The sequence below is a fragment of the Streptomyces inhibens genome (assembly GCF_003389455.1).
In the GTDB taxonomy this organism is placed as follows: Bacteria; Actinomycetota; Actinomycetes; order Streptomycetales; family Streptomycetaceae; genus Streptomyces; species Streptomyces inhibens.
This window is the reverse complement of sequence record NZ_QUAC01000434.1, coordinates 1-14,413: the sequence shown is the minus strand read 5'-3', so window position 1 is coordinate 14,413 and position 14,413 is coordinate 1. Positions and strand designations below refer to the sequence as shown.

Sequence of the window (14,413 nt, the reverse complement as noted above, 5' to 3'; positions counted from 1 at the left end):
GGGCGGCCGGCGCCGCCGGTGGCCCAGGCGGCGCCGGGCCCGGCGAACCAGGCGCCCGCGGTGCCGGCAACTGCCGTACTGGTGAAGGCTCTTCGCGAGAGATCGGTCATGTAGGCGCCTCCGGTTCTTGTCCCTGAACTCCTCCCGCATAGTGCAGCCAGGCTTCAGCTTGCGGAAGACCCCCGGCACCAGATACATCGGATGACGGCGCGCCAAATGCAGTGGTAGTCGGGGAAATTACGGGATCGCCCGTGCGCTGGCGTGCGGATACCTCGGATGTCAGGGCGGGGCGTCCGGACCTCCGCCGCGCCGGACGGTACGTCGCCGGCGGTGGCCTCGCCCGGCCTCTCGGCCCGCGACCGGCTCGCCGAGTACGGGCGGCATCGCGGCCCTGCTCGTGGACGATACGAACCGGCCGCCGTCCCCCTCTACCGCTCGCTCGGCCTGGCCTACCGTCCGCTGGGCGCGGCCCGCGTCAGCTCTGCCACATCCGGGTGAGGACCGCGTTCACCGCGTCCGGGCGGTCCTGGTGCGGGGCGTGGTCGGCGCCTGCCACCCGGACATGACGGGCGCCGATCACCTCGGCGAGATACTCCCCGCAGGCCACCAGCGCATTCCCGGTGAATTCCCGGTAGTCGGGGTGCGCGGTCTCCCATGTCCCGTTGATGACGGTCTTGGGCATGGTGGCCTTGGCCAGCGGCCCGAGCGGCAACTGCGCATCCCATACGGGCCGTTCGCGCATCGCCGACCGCACCGCACGCAGCAGGCGCGGGGTCGTCTCCGGCATCGGCAGGCCGTACGGCTCGGTGGACCGCCGCAGATGGTCCTCCGGGCTCAGCCCCTCCTCGACGCCGCCGAACGAGGCCCGGATCCGCTCCAGCGCCGCCGCCACGACGGGGTGCCCGGCCGCGGTGCGCAGCGGGGACGGCTCGATGAGGGTGAGCGACTGCACCGCCTCCGGACGGGCCGAAGCGGCCAGCATCACGGCGGCGGCGCCGTAGGAGTGGCCGACCAAGTGCGCGCCGTGGCCGAGGAGTTGGCATACGTCCTCGGCGTCGATCGTGTAGTCGCTGCGCTCGATGTCCGGGCTGTCGCCGAAGCCGCGCCTGTCGACGAGTTCGAGGCGGAACATCTCGGCCAGCGGCCGCTGCCCCGCGAAACAGTGGGTGCCCCAGCTCATCGTGCCGTGCACCAGCACCGCCCGCGGCGCACCGGGCGTCGCCTCGTCCCACACCGTCACATGAAGCGGCTCACGGCCCCGAAATGGTTCATCGTTCATGCGCCCTCAGCCTAGAACCGGCCCGCCCGCCTGGCAGCCCCCGATCACCCCCTCGAAGGTCACAATCCGGCCAGCTCCGCCAGCACCTGAATCTCCGTCAACTCCTCGGCCCCGCCCTCCACATCGTCGTGATCGGCGCTCCACAGCGCGCTCTCCACGCCGCGCGCCACCGACCAGGCGAGCAGCCGCGCCGGATCCTCGCCGAGTGCCTCGGCGACCAGCGCGTAGCGTGCACGGAGCACCGGCCGGGGGTCCGGGTGGGTGAAGGGGTCGTCGATCTGCATCAGCAGTGGCCACGGGTCGTACGCCGGGTCGCCGACCATCGGCTTGGCGTCGATGGCCAGCCACGGCCGGCGCTCGGCCGCGAGTACGTTGCCCGGGTTGAAATCGCCGTGCACCACGACCTCGCGGGCCGCCGTCGACGGCAGCTCGCGCAGCAGATCGGCGCCGAGCGCCACCAGCCCCGAGTCGTAGCCGGGCCGCAGCCGCAGCATCAGCTCCTGGAGGATGTCGGCCCATTCGGCGCACACCGCCGCCACCCGCTCCAACTCGCCGTCGGGCGGGGTGGGCGCCGCCCACAGCTCGCGCAACAGACCTGCGGCGAGGGCGAGTTGCTCGGTCGGCGGCAGTGCGGTCCGCCCGAGCTGGGTGCCGGGGGTGCACCGTTCGAGCAGCAGCGCGCCCCGCTCGTGGTCCCGGCGCAGCAGCCGTACGGCGCCGTTGCCGCCCCAGGCGTGCAGCGCGGGGCCCTCGCCCTCCGCCTCGCGGTGCGGCCAGGCCACCTTGAGCACGGCCGGCTCTCCGTCGGGCCGCTCGGCCGGCGCCACCCAGGAGCAGCTTCCACCGTGGAACGGGGCGCCGAGCCGTAGCTCCCAGCGCTCTTCCACCTCCCGCACGATCCCCGGCAGCCGGTCGAGCCAGGCTCGCCCGGACGCGGTCCGCCCCATCTGCGCCACCACCGGGAGGCCGGCGGGGAAGCGGTCGGTGTCGTACGGAGTGTGCGCCATCCGGGCGGCGTAAGGGGGGCCGCGGCTGCCGTGGGGCCGTATGGGGGAGAGCGGCAGACACCGACGTATGCGGGCAATTCTCCACATAACCGGCTGATATCTGTCGGGCATGAGCGCGTACACACGGTATGCGGCAGCCGTCCTGCTCGCCGCGCTGGCCATGGGGTGCGGTGGCCCGCACTCCGTCCCGCGACCGGTCCCGCGGTCGACGCCGGAATCCACCTCGCGCGCCCACGCGGGCGCCCCCGTCGCCGGGTCCGACCGGCTGTCCTTCACCCTGGTCGCCTCCGGGGACATCCTCCCGTCCCACCCTGAGGTGCTCGACACGGCGCAGGACGACGCACCCCACGACGGCTACGACTACCGGCCGATGCTCAAGGGCGTGCAGCCGGTCATCTCCTCCGCCGATCTGGCGTTGTGTCATCTGGAGGGGCCGCTCGGACCGCTGACCGGACCCTTCACCGGCTACCCCGTTCTCCAGGCGCCGCCGCAGATCGCCACCGCACTCAAGGCGACCGGCTACGACTCCTGCGCCACCGCCTCCAACCACGCCCTCGACCATGGCGTCCCGGGCGTGCGCCGCACCCTGGAGGCCCTGGACACGGTCGGGCTGCGGCATACCGGCTCGGCCCGCGACGCCACCGAGGGCGCCCGCCCGGCGCTGCTGCGGACCCCCGGCGGCGCACGGGTGGCCCAGCTCTCGTACACCTATGGCACCGAAGGCGGCCGCCGCTCGGGGATCGCACCGTGGACGGTGAATCTGCTCGACGAGAAGAAGATCATCGAGGATGCGCGGGCGGCCCGCCGGGCCGGCGCCGATGTCGTGGTCGTCAGCCCGTACTGGGGCACGGAGTACCGCACCGCGCCCGATGAGCGGCAGCTCCGACTCGCTCGGGCGCTCACCGCCGCCGAGACCGACGGCCGGCCCGACATCGACCTGATCGTCGGCACCCACGCACACACCCCGCAGCCGTACGAGAAGGTCAACGGCACCTGGGTCGTTTACGGCCTCGGCGACCAGATCTCCGGCGTCATGAAGCAGCCGCGCGGCAACTGGGGCACCCTCGCCCGCTTCCGGTTCGAGCCGCCCGACCGGCCCGGTGAGCGCTGGCGGGTCACCAAGGCCGAGTACATCCCACAGCTGGCCGAGCAGGAGCCACGGGTGCGGATGCGCAATCTCGCCACGGCCGACGGCCACCGCCAGATCCGTAAGAAGATCGGCAAGGCGGTGCTGAGCCGGGGCGCCGCGGCCGACGGGCTGACGATGGGGAGCTGATCCCGCGGCCCCCACAGGCGCCGCGCCCTCCTCGCGTACGCCCCCGCCGCCCCGGTGTGAAACCCTGGTGAGGCACCACATCGGCCAGGCGAGGGAAGGAACCGGAGGGCAGTGAACGAAAGTGCGGCCGTCCGGCCCCGCAATCCGCGCGGACAGGGCGAGCGTCTGCGGGAGGAGCTCCTGCGGGCCACCGAGCGCCTCCTGGAGGAGGTCGGCAGCGAGGACGCGCTGTCGCTGCGGGCGGTGGCCCGTGCGGCCGGCGTCGCCGCACCGAGCATCTACCGCCACTTCTCCGACAAGACCGAGCTGGTCTGGGCGACCCTGGAAGTCAGCTATGAGCGGCTCGCCGCGGCGATGGCCGAGGCCGCCGCGAAGGCCGACGACGACCCGGTGGCGCGGCTGCGCGCCCAGCTGCGCGCCTACTGCCGTTACGCCGTCGCCCACCCCGCCACCTACCGGCTGCTCTACGAGACCCGGCAGACCCCGGTCGGCCCCGAACGGCTCGCCGGACACCCGGCCGGGCTGCTGGTACGCAGCTGGCAGCAGGCGCTGACGGCCTGTGAGGACGCCGGATGGCAGGTGCGCGGCTCGCGGTCCGAGGCGCCGTATGTGCTGTGGTCGTCGGTGCACGGGCGGGTCATGCTCTGGCAGGTCATGCCGAGCCCCAAGGACGCGACCCGGCTGGACCGCTTCGTGGACGAGATGCTGCGGCTGCTGCTGGAGCGCTGAGCCGCGCTTCGGGCGCCGGGCCGCCGCCTGCCGCGCCGATCTTCGCCCCGGGGCTCCGGGCCGCTCACCTGAGGAATCGTCACCCACACCACCCCCGACACGCTTACCTGTGCATTACACATGTAAGTTTACGGGTGTTAGGTGAACGTTCGACTCTCCGGCGCACGCCCCTGCCGGCGTGCGCGCACGAACCGAGATGAGCGAGATGACACTTTCCACCGCCCCCGCGCCGCTGCCCGTGGAACCCCCGAGCGGCTGCCCCTTCGACCCTCCCGCCGCACTGGGCGCCCTGCGCACCGAGCAGCCGATCTCCAAGATCTCACTGCCGGACGGCAGTTGGGCCTGGCTGGCCACCCGCTACGCCGATATCCGGGCGATCCTCGGCGACACCCGCTTCAGCTCCGACACCACCGTCCACGGCTACCCGCTCAGCGGAATGACCGGCGGCGCCAACACCGACAACCGCGGCTTCATCCGCAGGGACCCGCCCGAGCACACCCGGCTGCGCCGGATGGTCACCCGGGAGTTCATGGTCAAGCGGGTCGAGGCGCTGCGCCCCGAGATCCAGCGGATCACCGACGAGCTGTGCGACGCCATGGAGCGCCGCGCCGGCCAGGACGTGGACCTCGTCGAGGAGTTGGCGCTGCCCGTCCCGTCACTGGTCATCAGCCTGCTGCTGGGCGTCCCGTACGACGACCACGCCATCTTCCAGCGGCTCACCGGCACACTGCTCTCCCGCACCGTCCCCGACGACGAGCGGGAGACCGCACGGCTCGAACTGCGGGACTACCTCGACCGGTTGGTCACCGCCAAGGAGGCGGACCCCGGCGATGACATCCTCGGCCGGCTGATCGTCGAACAGCAGCGAACCGGCGAGATCACCCACGACGAGGTCGCCGCCTTCGCCGCGCTGCTCCTGATCGCCGGGCACGAGACCACCGCCAACATGATCGGCCTGAGCGCGCTGACCCTGATGCGCGACGAGGAGAGCGCCGAACGGCTGCGCCAGGAGCCCGCCCTGATCCGCGGTGCCGTCGAGGAACTGCTGCGCTTCCACAGCATCATCCGCAACGGACCGCGCCGGGTCGCCACCGCCGACATCGAGATCGACGGGCACCTCGTCCGGGCCGGCGAGGGCGTCGTGGTGGCCGTAGCGTCCGCCAACCGCGACGAGAGCGTCTTCGCCGACGCCGACCGGCTCGACGTCTGCCGCCCCAACGCCCAGCACCACGTCGCCTTCGGTTACGGCATCCACCAGTGCCTCGGCCAGGCGCTCGCCCGGGTCGAACTCCAGGTGGTCATCGGCACCTTGCTGCGCCGCTTCCCCACCCTGCGGCCCGCGGTGCCCCTGGAGAAGATCCCCTTCCGCACCGATATGTCGATCTACGGCTGCCACGCGCTGCCCGTCACCTGGTGACACCGGGCCCGCCGCCACGCGATCGTGGACCCGGCCCGATCCCGCTGTCCGCAAGCCCAACACCACACAAGCTCAACACCACACAAGCTCAACACCACACAAGGCCAACACCACAAGCTCAACACCACGAGCCCAACACCGCAATCCCGACGGAAATCCCCCACGGAGCCTTCTGCCATGAAGATCACCCTTGATGCCGACAAGTGCTGTGCCGCCGGCCAGTGCGTGCTGATCGCCCCCGAGGTCTTCGACCAGCGCGACGAGGACGGCGTGGTGGTGCTGCTCGACGCCGAACCGCCCGCCGAGCAGCACGACGCGGTCCGCGAGGCGGCAGCCATCTGCCCGGCCGCCGTGATCGAGGTGCACGCATGACCGCCCGGCCGATCGCCGTCGTCGGCGCCTCGGCGGCCGGGCTCGCCGCGGCCGAGGCGCTGCGCCGCTTCGGCTGGCGCGGCCCGCTCACACTCATCGGCGACGAGCCCCATCTGCCCTACGACCGGCCGCCGCTGTCCAAGCAGCTGCTGCACGGCGCCTGGGAGCCGGAGCGGCTGCTGCTGCGTACCGAGGAACAGCTCGACCCGCTCGACCTCGACCTGCGGCTCGGCACCCGGGCCACCGGCCTCGACGTGGCCACCCGCACCCTCACCCTCGACGGGGGAGAGCTGCTCGACTGCGCCGGCGTCATCGTCGCGACCGGCGTCGCGGCCCGTACGCTGCCCGGCGCCGACCGGATCGCCGGTGTGCACACCCTGCGCACCCTCGACGACGCGCTGGCCCTGCGCGGCCGGCTCGCCGGCACCGGCCGACGGCTGGTGATCGTCGGAAACGGCGTCCTCGGCTGCGAAGCCGCCGCGGTGGCACGGGAGTTGGGGCACGAGGTCACCCTCGTCGGGATCGGGGCGATACCGATGGCCGAGGCGGTCGGCACCGAGGTCGGCGAGCTGCTGGCCGAGGAACACCGCGCCCGGGGCGTTCAGCTCCTCACCGGGGCCGTGGACGGATTCGGGACGACGGCGGACGGGGCGGACCCGGCCGGAACGGACGACGCGCAGATCACCGACGTACGGCTGGCCGACGGCACCCGGCTGCCGGCCGACCTCGTCCTGCTGGCGATCGGCTCCCGGCCCGCCGTCGAATGGCTGGCCGACCCGGCGCTGGACACCACCGACGGGCTGCGCTGCGACGCGTACTGCGCAGCCGCCCCCGGCATCTACGCCGCGGGCGATGTGGCCCGCTGGGACCATCCGGTGCACGGCCGGCCGCTGCGCTTCGAGCACCGGATGAACGCCACCGAGCAGGGGATGGCCGCCGCCCGCAACCTCCTGGCCGAACTGGCCGCCGAGGCCGCCGCCTTCGCACCCGCCGAGCCCGCGGACAGCACCCCCGGCCAGGAGCGCCGCGCCTTCGCCCCCGTGCCGTACTTCTGGTCCGACCAGTACGACATCAAGATCCAGGCGTACGGGCTGACCGCGGGCGCCGACCGGGTCGAGACCACCGTCCTGGACCGGACGGCGCGCCGCGCCCTCGCGCTCTACGGCCGGGGCGGCAGCGCCGTCGGCGTCCTGGCGGCCGGGCTCCCGCCCCGCCAGGTCCGTGCGCTGCGCGCGGTCATCGCCACCCCGCTCCCCTGGGAAGAGGCGCGCGAGCGGGTCCGGGCCGCCACGGCGGCAGGCTGACGGTGCCCGACCACGGAGGGCTGTGCCCGATCATGGAGGACTGTGCCCGATCATGGAGGGATGGCCGACTCGTTCGTACGGGTGCGCGGCGCCCGTGAGCACAACCTCCGCACCATCGATGTGGACATCCCGAGGGACGCGCTGGTCGCGTTCACCGGGGTGTCCGGATCGGGCAAGTCCTCCCTCGCCTTCGGCACCATCTACGCCGAGGCGCAGCGCCGCTACTTCGAGTCGGTGGCGCCCTACGCCCGGCGCCTGATCCACCAGGTCGGCGCGCCCAAGGTCGAGGACATCACCGGCCTGCCGCCCGCCGTCGCCCTGGAACAGCGGCGCTCCGCGCCCACCTCCCGCTCCTCGGTCGGCACCGTCACCACCCTCTCCAACACCCTGCGGATGCTGTTCTCCCGCGCCGGCGACTATCCGCAGGACGCGACGGAACGACTCGACTCCGACGCCTTCTCACCCAACACCGCCGCCGGCGCCTGCCCGGAGTGCCACGGCCTGGGCACCGTCCACCGCGTCACCGAGGAGTCCCTCGTCCCCGACCCGGCGCTGTCCGTCCGCGAGGGCGCCATCGCCGCCTGGCCCGGCGCCTGGCAGGGCAAGAACCTCCGCGACATCCTCGCCGCCCTCGGCCATGACATCGACCGGCCGTGGCGCGAGCTGCCGCCGGCCGACCGCGACTGGATCCTGTTCACCGACGAACAGCCCGTCGTCACCGTGCACCCGGTCCGCGAGGCCGGCCGTATCCAACGCCCGTACAAGGGCCAGTACATGAGCGCCAAACGCTACGTACTGCACACCTTCGCCGACTCCAAGAGCGAGGCTCTGCGCAAGCGCGTCCAAGGGTTCATGGTCGCCGAGCCCTGCCCGGTCTGCCACGGGCGGCGGCTGCGCCCCGAGGCGCTCGCCGTGACGTTCGAGGGCCACGACATCGCCGCGCTCGCCGGCCTGCCGCTCGGCGCCCTCGCCGAGCTGCTGCGCCCCACCGCGGAGCGCACGGACGAGGAGGCGGCCCCGGCGCTCGCCCGCGACCTGGTGGCCCGTATCGAGGTGCTCACCGAACTCGGCCTGGGCTACCTCAGCATGGACCGGCCCTCGCCCACCCTGTCCGCGGGCGAACTACAGCGGCTGCGGCTCGCCACCCAGCTGCGGTCCGGCCTCTTCGGCGTCGTCTACGTCCTCGACGAGCCGTCCGCCGGACTCCACCCGGCCGATACGGAGTCCCTGCTCGCCGTGCTGGGCCGGCTGAAGGAAGCGGGCAACTCGCTGTTCGTCGTGGAGCACGACATGGACCTGGTGCGGCGCGCCGACTGGCTCGTGGACGTCGGCCCGCTGGCCGGGGAGCACGGCGGGCAGGTGCTGCACAGCGGACCGGTCGCCGCGCTCGCCGACGCCGCCGACTCCGCCACCCGCCGGTTCCTCTTCGCCACCGAACCGCCCGTCGAGCGCACGCCCCGCACTCCCTCGGGCACGCTGACGCTGCGCGGAGTCACCCTGCACAATCTGCGCGGTCTGGACGCCGCCTTCCCGCTCGGCGTCTTCACCGCCGTCTCCGGCGTGTCTGGATCGGGCAAATCGACGCTGGTCACCCGCGTCCTCGCGGAAGCCGTCCGCGACCACCTCGGCACCGGCGACGACCAGCGCGAGGCCACCGACACGGACGGCGCCGACACCGGCCCGATGGCCCGCGCCCAGCTCACCGGCGCCGAGGGCCTGGAGGCGATCGACCGGCTGGTGCGCGTCGACCAGAAGCCGATCGGCCGCACCCCGCGATCCAACCTCGCCACCTACACCGGGCTGTTCGACGCGGTACGCAAGGTCTTCGCCGCCACCGACGAGGCCCGCGCCCGCGGCTACACCGCCGGACGGTTCTCCTTCAACGTCGCCGCCGGCCGCTGCGAGACCTGCCAGGGCGAGGGCTTCGTCGCCGTCGAACTGCTCTTCCTGCCCGGCACCTACGCGCCCTGCACCGCCTGCCACGGCGCCCGCTACAACCCCGAGACCCTCCAGATCACCTACCGGGAGAGGACCATCGCCGACGTACTGGCGATGACCGTCGACGCCGCCGGCGACTTCCTCGCCGATATCCCCGCGGCCGCCCGCAGCCTGCGCACCCTCCAGGAGGTGGGCCTGGGCTATCTGCGGCTCGGCCAGCCCGCGACCGAGCTGTCCGGCGGCGAGGCCCAGCGCATCAAGCTCGCCACCGAACTCCAGCGGACCCGCCGCGGGCACACCCTCTACCTCCTCGACGAGCCCACCACCGGACTGCACCCCGCCGACACCGAGGTACTGCTGCGGCAGCTGCACGGGCTGGTCGACGCCGGCCACACCGTCGTGGTCGTCGAGCACGACATGGGGGTGGTCGCGGGCGCCGACCATGTCATCGACCTCGGACCGGGCGGTGGCGCGGACGGCGGCCGGATCGTGGCCGCGGGCACGCCGGCCGAGGTCGCGGCGGCGCCGGGGAGCCGTACGGCGCCCTACCTGGCACGGCGGAGGGCGCGGCCGGACGCGTCGTGAGGGTCGGCTAATGTACGCAGGTCAGATCACCAGGCAACACCACCGCGCAGCACTGCGCAGCACCACGAAGGGGGCACCTCTCATGGCAGACATCGAGAAGGCCAGGGCGGCGTTCGACCGGTTCGACGCGGACGGCGACGGCCAGGTCACGCCGGACGAGTTCAAGCGGGCGATGGCCGAGATGGGCGACCCGTACGTCACCGGCCCGGTCGCCGAGGCGGTCATCAAGGCCAAGGACACCGACAGCGACGGCCGGATGTCCTTCGACGAGTTCTGGCAGGCCCTGCAGGACTGACGTCCGCGCTCCCTCCGTGCGCAGCCGCGGCAAAGCCCGGAACGGGTCGTCCTGGGACGCCCCGCCCGGGCCTTGGTCGCTTTTCTGCTGCGACGGTGGTCTCAGCGCCGGCGAGCCGGCTGCTGCTGCGCGGCCGCGGTGCCCACCGGCGGCGGCGCGGCATGATCGCCGGTGCCCCAGCCGGACGGCTTCGCGCCCACGGTGAAGGACAGTTCACGTCCCGAACGCAGCTCGTCGGTGGTCAGATAGGTCCGGTCCCGGTCGGCGCCGTCCAGACGGACCGACTGCACATAGCGGTGCGCGGACGACGTACCGGGCGCCGTGATGGTGAAGTGCCCGGCCGGGTAGTAGCGCCGGTCCAGCGTCAGCTCCACCCGGTCGAAGACCGGTGTGCTCAGCCCCCAGCTGTCGGTGCCCGGCTGCACGGGGAACACCCCGATCGAGGACAGCACCATCCACGCCGACATCGTCCCGAGGTCGTCGTTCCCGGTCATTCCCGTGGGGGTGTCGGTGAACAGCGTCAGCGCCGCATGCACCACATCCGTGGTCTTCCAGGGCCGGCCGGTGGACAGATAGGTGTACGGCGCGATCAGATCGGGCTCGTTCTGCGGGTTGTACTTGTCCGCGTTGTAGTAGTCGTACGGGCCGTTGACCCACACCTCACGCGCCGTCCTGCGCGGATCCGCCAGCAGCTGCTGGTAGGCGAAGAAGGAATCAAGACGCTCATCGGCCTTGTCCTTGCCGCCGATCAGCTTCAGCATCCCCGGCAGATCCTGCGGAACCAGCCACTGGTACTGCCAGGACGTGCCCTCGTGAAAGCCCTGGCTCTTGGCCGGGTCGGCCGGCCCGGTGAAGGCGCCCCGCTCGTCCCGCGCCCGGAAGAATCCGGTCGAACTGTCAAAGATCTTGCGGTAGTTCTGGGCCCGGGCCGCATACCGGTCGGCGTCCTTGCCGTGCCCCAGATCGCGCGCCATCTGGGCCAGCATCGCATCCGACAGGGCGTATTCGAGGGTCGCCGAGGCGCCGTGCTCGAAGTCGGAGTCGCCCGGCTTGGCGTGCGGGCGGTCCTTGATGAAGGGGGCGAAGCCGTCCTTCAGATACTGCGCATTGGCCTCCCGCCCGACGGCCGGCGAATCGGCCGGCGGCACCCCGTCGGCATTCTTCTTCAGCGCCGCGTACGCCTCCTCCTCATGGCCCGCCAACAGCCCCTGCTGATAGGCGTTGGTGAGGAACGGGGTGACCGGATCGCCGGTCATGATGTTCGTTTCGACCGTTCCGTAGCCCCATTTGGGCAGCCAGCCGCTCTCCTTGTCGATCCGCAGCACCGACAGCGCCATATCGCGTGACTCACGCGGCGCGAGCAGCGCCAGCAGCTGCGCCTGGGTGCGATAGGTGTCCCACAGGGACCAGTTCTGGTAGTAGCTGTGCCCGCCGTACTCGGAGGTCCGGTGGGTGCGCTGGTCCCAGCCGGTGTACCGGCCGTCCACGTCGCTGCCGATGTTCGGCGCGAGGAAGGACCGGTAGAGGGAGGAGTAGAAGGTGCGGCGCAGCGTCGTGTCGCCGCCCTGCGTCTTGACCTGGGCCAGCCGCCGCTCCCATGCCGCGTTGGCCGCGGCCTTCGTGCTGTCGAAGGAACGCCCGCCCTCGGCGCGCAGATTGCGGGCCGCGCCCGCCGCATCGACATAGCTGAGGGCTGTGGTCGCCTCGACCGTACGGTCCTTACGGGTGTCGAAGCGGGCGTAGGCGCCGTGCCGGCCGGTGGCGGTGGAGTCCTTGGATCCGGCGGTCACCTTGTCACCGTCCCAGGTCCCGTACGAGGAGAACGGCCGGTCGAAGCGGGTGAGGGTGTACACCGTGTAGGGCTTGGTGTCCTGGCAGAAGCCGCGGCCCGTGATGGCCGTGCGGATGGTGCGGGAATCCAGCACCTCGACCCGTGTGGAGACCGTCTTGTGCAGCGACTGGCCGGCGTTGAGCAGGACGTTGGCCTGGTCGGTGGCCGGGAAGGTGTAGCGCTGTTTGCCGGTGTGGGCAGTGGCGGTCAGCTCGGCGGTGATCCCGCCGTAGGACGTCAGCCCGACGCGGTAGTAGCCGGGGCGGGCCGACTCGTCGTCATGGCGGAAGGCGGCGGCGTACTTCGCATAGTCGGTCTCGGTGATCTCGCCCGTCGTGGGCAGCACCGGCAGATCACCACCGAGCCCGCAGCCGACGCCGGATATGTGCACCGAGCTGAAACCGCGGAGGTGGTCGTCGTCGTAGCTGTATCCGGTGGGGTGGCCGGTGTCAGGAGAGAGCTGCACCATGCCGAACGGTACGGCGGCACCGGGGTAGGTGTTGCCGTCGTTCTGGCTGCCGATGAACGGGTTGACCAGGTCGGTGAGCGGGCCGCCTGGCGGCTCGGCCTGCGCGGTGGGGACCGCGAGCGCGCTCCCGATGAGCGCGGCCGCCAGCACCGCGCCCGCGGTACGCAGCCGGGTGCGACTGAGCCATGGCATGGATCCAGACCTCCGGGGGTTGTTGCCGAACGGGCGGCCGACGAGGGCATGCGGAGGGAGAGTGGAGGGAGACACGGATGACCTCGCGGGCCGACAACGTTGTCAGAGCGCGCTCATTCTTGGTGCCGGGCAGGTGCGCGTCAAGGGGCGGCGCGAGGGCAACTCCGAAGCGCGGCCGAGCACTCGATAGCCTTCCACCGTGCCGCAGCCCGACGAGACCACAGCCCCGCCAGCCCCGCCCCACCGCATCGCCGCCGACTTCGTCCGGTACGCGGTGGCCCTGGAGGCACCCGAACTCGCCTGGGGCTACCTGCACGACCGGCTGACCGCCGAGGACGCCGTCCGGCTCGCCTTCCTGCGCCGCTGCGATCTCGGGGCGCCCGGCGAGGCGTTCGCCCGCGTCCACGCGCGCGGGCCGGACGACGCGACGGAACTCGCCGCCGTATGCCGGGAGATCCTGGGCGACGACCCGGAGGACGCGCGGCGGGTCTGGGACCACCTGGCGCTGAGCCGGGATGCCTCGCGCGCAAGCAGCGAGGGCGGCGGTGCCGGCGACGGTGCTGCCGGCGGCGGTGCTGACGGCGCCGCCGCCGTCGAGGCCTCCCGGCGCCAACTGGCCGACGGACACCGGGAGTTCCTGCTCGACCGGGCCGCCTCCGGCCGGGGCATGAACTGGCAGGAGAGCTCCGCGCTGCTGGGGACCGACCGGCCCGAAGAGGTGGACGCCGCGTTCGACCGGGGCGAAGAGCTGGTCGGCGTCGCCGTGATCGGACTCGCGCTCACCCACCCGGACGCCGCGGCGATCCTGCCGAGGGTCGCGCGAGCCCTGGACCGCGCGCTGGAGACGTCGGACCCGGGGCTCCGCCACCAGGGCATCGTCGCGCTCGCCCATACCGCCCGGCTGCATTGCACCGTCGACCGCCGCTGTCTGGACCTGCTGCGCCGCTGCCCGCGCGGCAACGAGGCCGACCAGGATCTGTGGGGGTATGTGGCTCGCCGCTGGCTGCCGTGGTGGTTGTGGCGGCATCAGCTCGGCGAGCGGCTGAGGTGGCTGTCGCTGCGTAGGTGAGGGTCCGTCATCCGCAGTCGCAGACCGGGCGCCAGAGCCAGCGTGACCGCGACCGAGGCCGCCGCCAGCACCGCCATCGCGGTCGCGGGCGAGGTCCACTGGGCGACGCCACCCGCGAGCGCGGCGCCCACGCCCTGCATGGTCAGCATGCCGGAGGAGTGCAGCCCGAGGGCGTGCCCGCCCAGCTCGTCCGGGGTCAGTGAGAGCAGCCGCTCCTGTAGGGGCAGGCTCGACGCGTAGCCGGCCGTGGCGAGCACCACGGCGGCCACCGCGAGCGGCAGCGCCGGGCGCAGGGCGAAGAGCAGATACGGCACGGCCAGCAGCAGACACAGCGGGACGCAGAGCCGCTGCCGCCACCGCTCAGGGATCCATCTGCCGGTCACCATGTCCCCGGCCAGCATGCCGAACGCGCCGCAGGCGAAGAGCAGTCCGGCGTGCCGGGGCGCATAGGGGACGTAGAGGGACTCACAGCCGACGATCAGCCCGTTGGGCACCCAGAGGGCGAGGAAGACGGTACGGCGCGGTCCGGCGGACCACAGGCGCACGTTGGTGCGCCAGGTGTCGGCCACCGACGGCCGCCCGGTCGCGCGCGAGGGCCGGCGGCCGAGGCCGTACCGGGCGACGGCCGCGGCGGCGCAGTGGAGCGCGGC

Annotated in this window: 12 protein-coding genes; 8 read left to right on the top strand and 4 right to left on the bottom strand. The window is 72.6% G+C overall.

The annotated features are described in order from the left end of the window. Positions 1-475: 475 nt before the first annotated feature. Together DY245_RS37705 and DY245_RS37700 are read right to left on the bottom strand one after the other, a co-directional pair. Positions 476-1,279: an alpha/beta fold hydrolase gene (locus tag DY245_RS37705; RefSeq protein WP_244943514.1), complete on the bottom strand. Its 804-nt coding sequence runs from the start codon at positions 1,277-1,279 to the stop codon at positions 476-478. 59 nt (positions 1,280-1,338) lie between these two features. Then, entirely contained in the window at positions 1,339-2,286 is a 948-nt protein-coding gene (locus DY245_RS37700) for an aminoglycoside phosphotransferase family protein (protein ID WP_128511607.1), read from the bottom strand. A 109-nt stretch (positions 2,287-2,395) separates the two neighbouring features. Between DY245_RS37700 and DY245_RS37695 the strand changes: the two genes are divergently transcribed. From DY245_RS37695 to DY245_RS37665, 7 genes are all read left to right on the top strand, one after another. After that, positions 2,396-3,562 (top strand): CapA family protein, encoded by a 1,167-nt coding sequence (locus tag DY245_RS37695; protein WP_128511606.1) that lies wholly within the window; start codon positions 2,396-2,398, stop codon positions 3,560-3,562. A gap of 111 nt (positions 3,563-3,673) precedes the next feature. After that, the gene (locus DY245_RS37690) at positions 3,674-4,291 is read left to right on the top strand and encodes a TetR/AcrR family transcriptional regulator (RefSeq protein WP_128511605.1); all 618 of its coding nucleotides are present in this window, start codon (positions 3,674-3,676) and stop codon (positions 4,289-4,291) included. A 205-nt stretch (positions 4,292-4,496) separates the two neighbouring features. Further along, entirely contained in the window at positions 4,497-5,708 is a 1,212-nt protein-coding gene (locus DY245_RS37685; RefSeq protein ID WP_128511604.1) for a cytochrome P450, read from the top strand. A 177-nt stretch (positions 5,709-5,885) separates the two neighbouring features. Continuing rightward, complete coding sequence (locus DY245_RS37680) at positions 5,886-6,080, top strand: ferredoxin (RefSeq protein ID WP_128511603.1); 195 nt, start codon at positions 5,886-5,888, stop codon at positions 6,078-6,080. Then, positions 6,077-7,384, top strand: a complete 1,308-nt coding sequence (locus DY245_RS37675; protein WP_128511602.1) for an NAD(P)/FAD-dependent oxidoreductase — start codon at positions 6,077-6,079, stop codon at positions 7,382-7,384. The genes DY245_RS37680 and DY245_RS37675 overlap by 4 nt, the downstream gene beginning before the upstream one ends. A 60-nt stretch (positions 7,385-7,444) precedes the next feature. Continuing rightward, positions 7,445-9,907, top strand: a complete 2,463-nt coding sequence (gene uvrA / locus DY245_RS37670) for an excinuclease ABC subunit UvrA (RefSeq protein ID WP_128511601.1) — start codon at positions 7,445-7,447, stop codon at positions 9,905-9,907. An 82-nt stretch (positions 9,908-9,989) separates the two neighbouring features. Continuing rightward, positions 9,990-10,202, top strand: coding sequence for an EF-hand domain-containing protein (locus tag DY245_RS37665; protein ID WP_128511600.1), 213 nt, complete (start codon positions 9,990-9,992; stop codon positions 10,200-10,202). A gap of 101 nt (positions 10,203-10,303) precedes the next feature. On the opposite strand, the gene DY245_RS37660 is transcribed toward DY245_RS37665, so the two are convergent. Then, a complete protein-coding gene (locus DY245_RS37660) occupies positions 10,304-12,694 on the bottom strand; it encodes a GH92 family glycosyl hydrolase (RefSeq protein WP_128511599.1) in 2,391 nt (796 codons plus the stop codon). A 199-nt stretch (positions 12,695-12,893) separates the two neighbouring features. On the opposite strand from DY245_RS37660, the gene DY245_RS37655 reads away from it, so the two are divergent. Further along, positions 12,894-13,763: a hypothetical protein gene (locus tag DY245_RS37655; RefSeq protein WP_128511598.1), complete on the top strand. Its 870-nt coding sequence runs from the start codon at positions 12,894-12,896 to the stop codon at positions 13,761-13,763. On the opposite strand, the gene DY245_RS37650 is transcribed toward DY245_RS37655, so the two are convergent. Then, positions 13,721-14,413, bottom strand: a 693-nt coding sequence (locus DY245_RS37650) for an MFS transporter (RefSeq protein ID WP_147318426.1), incomplete at its 5' end; no start/stop codon positions are given. The genes DY245_RS37655 and DY245_RS37650 overlap by 43 nt on opposite strands.

Coding starts and splice junctions, on each gene's coding strand:
- DY245_RS37705 (WP_244943514.1), bottom strand. CDS start 1,279: ATGAACGATGAACCATTTCGGGGCCGTGAGCCGCTTCATGTGACGGTG.
- DY245_RS37700 (WP_128511607.1), bottom strand. CDS start 2,286: ATGGCGCACACTCCGTACGACACCGACCGCTTCCCCGCCGGCCTCCCG.
- DY245_RS37695 (WP_128511606.1), top strand. CDS start 2,396: ATGAGCGCGTACACACGGTATGCGGCAGCCGTCCTGCTCGCCGCGCTG.
- DY245_RS37685 (WP_128511604.1), top strand. CDS start 4,497: ATGACACTTTCCACCGCCCCCGCGCCGCTGCCCGTGGAACCCCCGAGC.
- DY245_RS37680 (WP_128511603.1), top strand. CDS start 5,886: ATGAAGATCACCCTTGATGCCGACAAGTGCTGTGCCGCCGGCCAGTGC.
- DY245_RS37675 (WP_128511602.1), top strand. CDS start 6,077: ATGACCGCCCGGCCGATCGCCGTCGTCGGCGCCTCGGCGGCCGGGCTC.
- uvrA (WP_128511601.1), top strand. CDS start 7,445: ATGGCCGACTCGTTCGTACGGGTGCGCGGCGCCCGTGAGCACAACCTC.
- DY245_RS37665 (WP_128511600.1), top strand. CDS start 9,990: ATGGCAGACATCGAGAAGGCCAGGGCGGCGTTCGACCGGTTCGACGCG.
- DY245_RS37660 (WP_128511599.1), bottom strand. CDS start 12,694: ATGCCATGGCTCAGTCGCACCCGGCTGCGTACCGCGGGCGCGGTGCTG.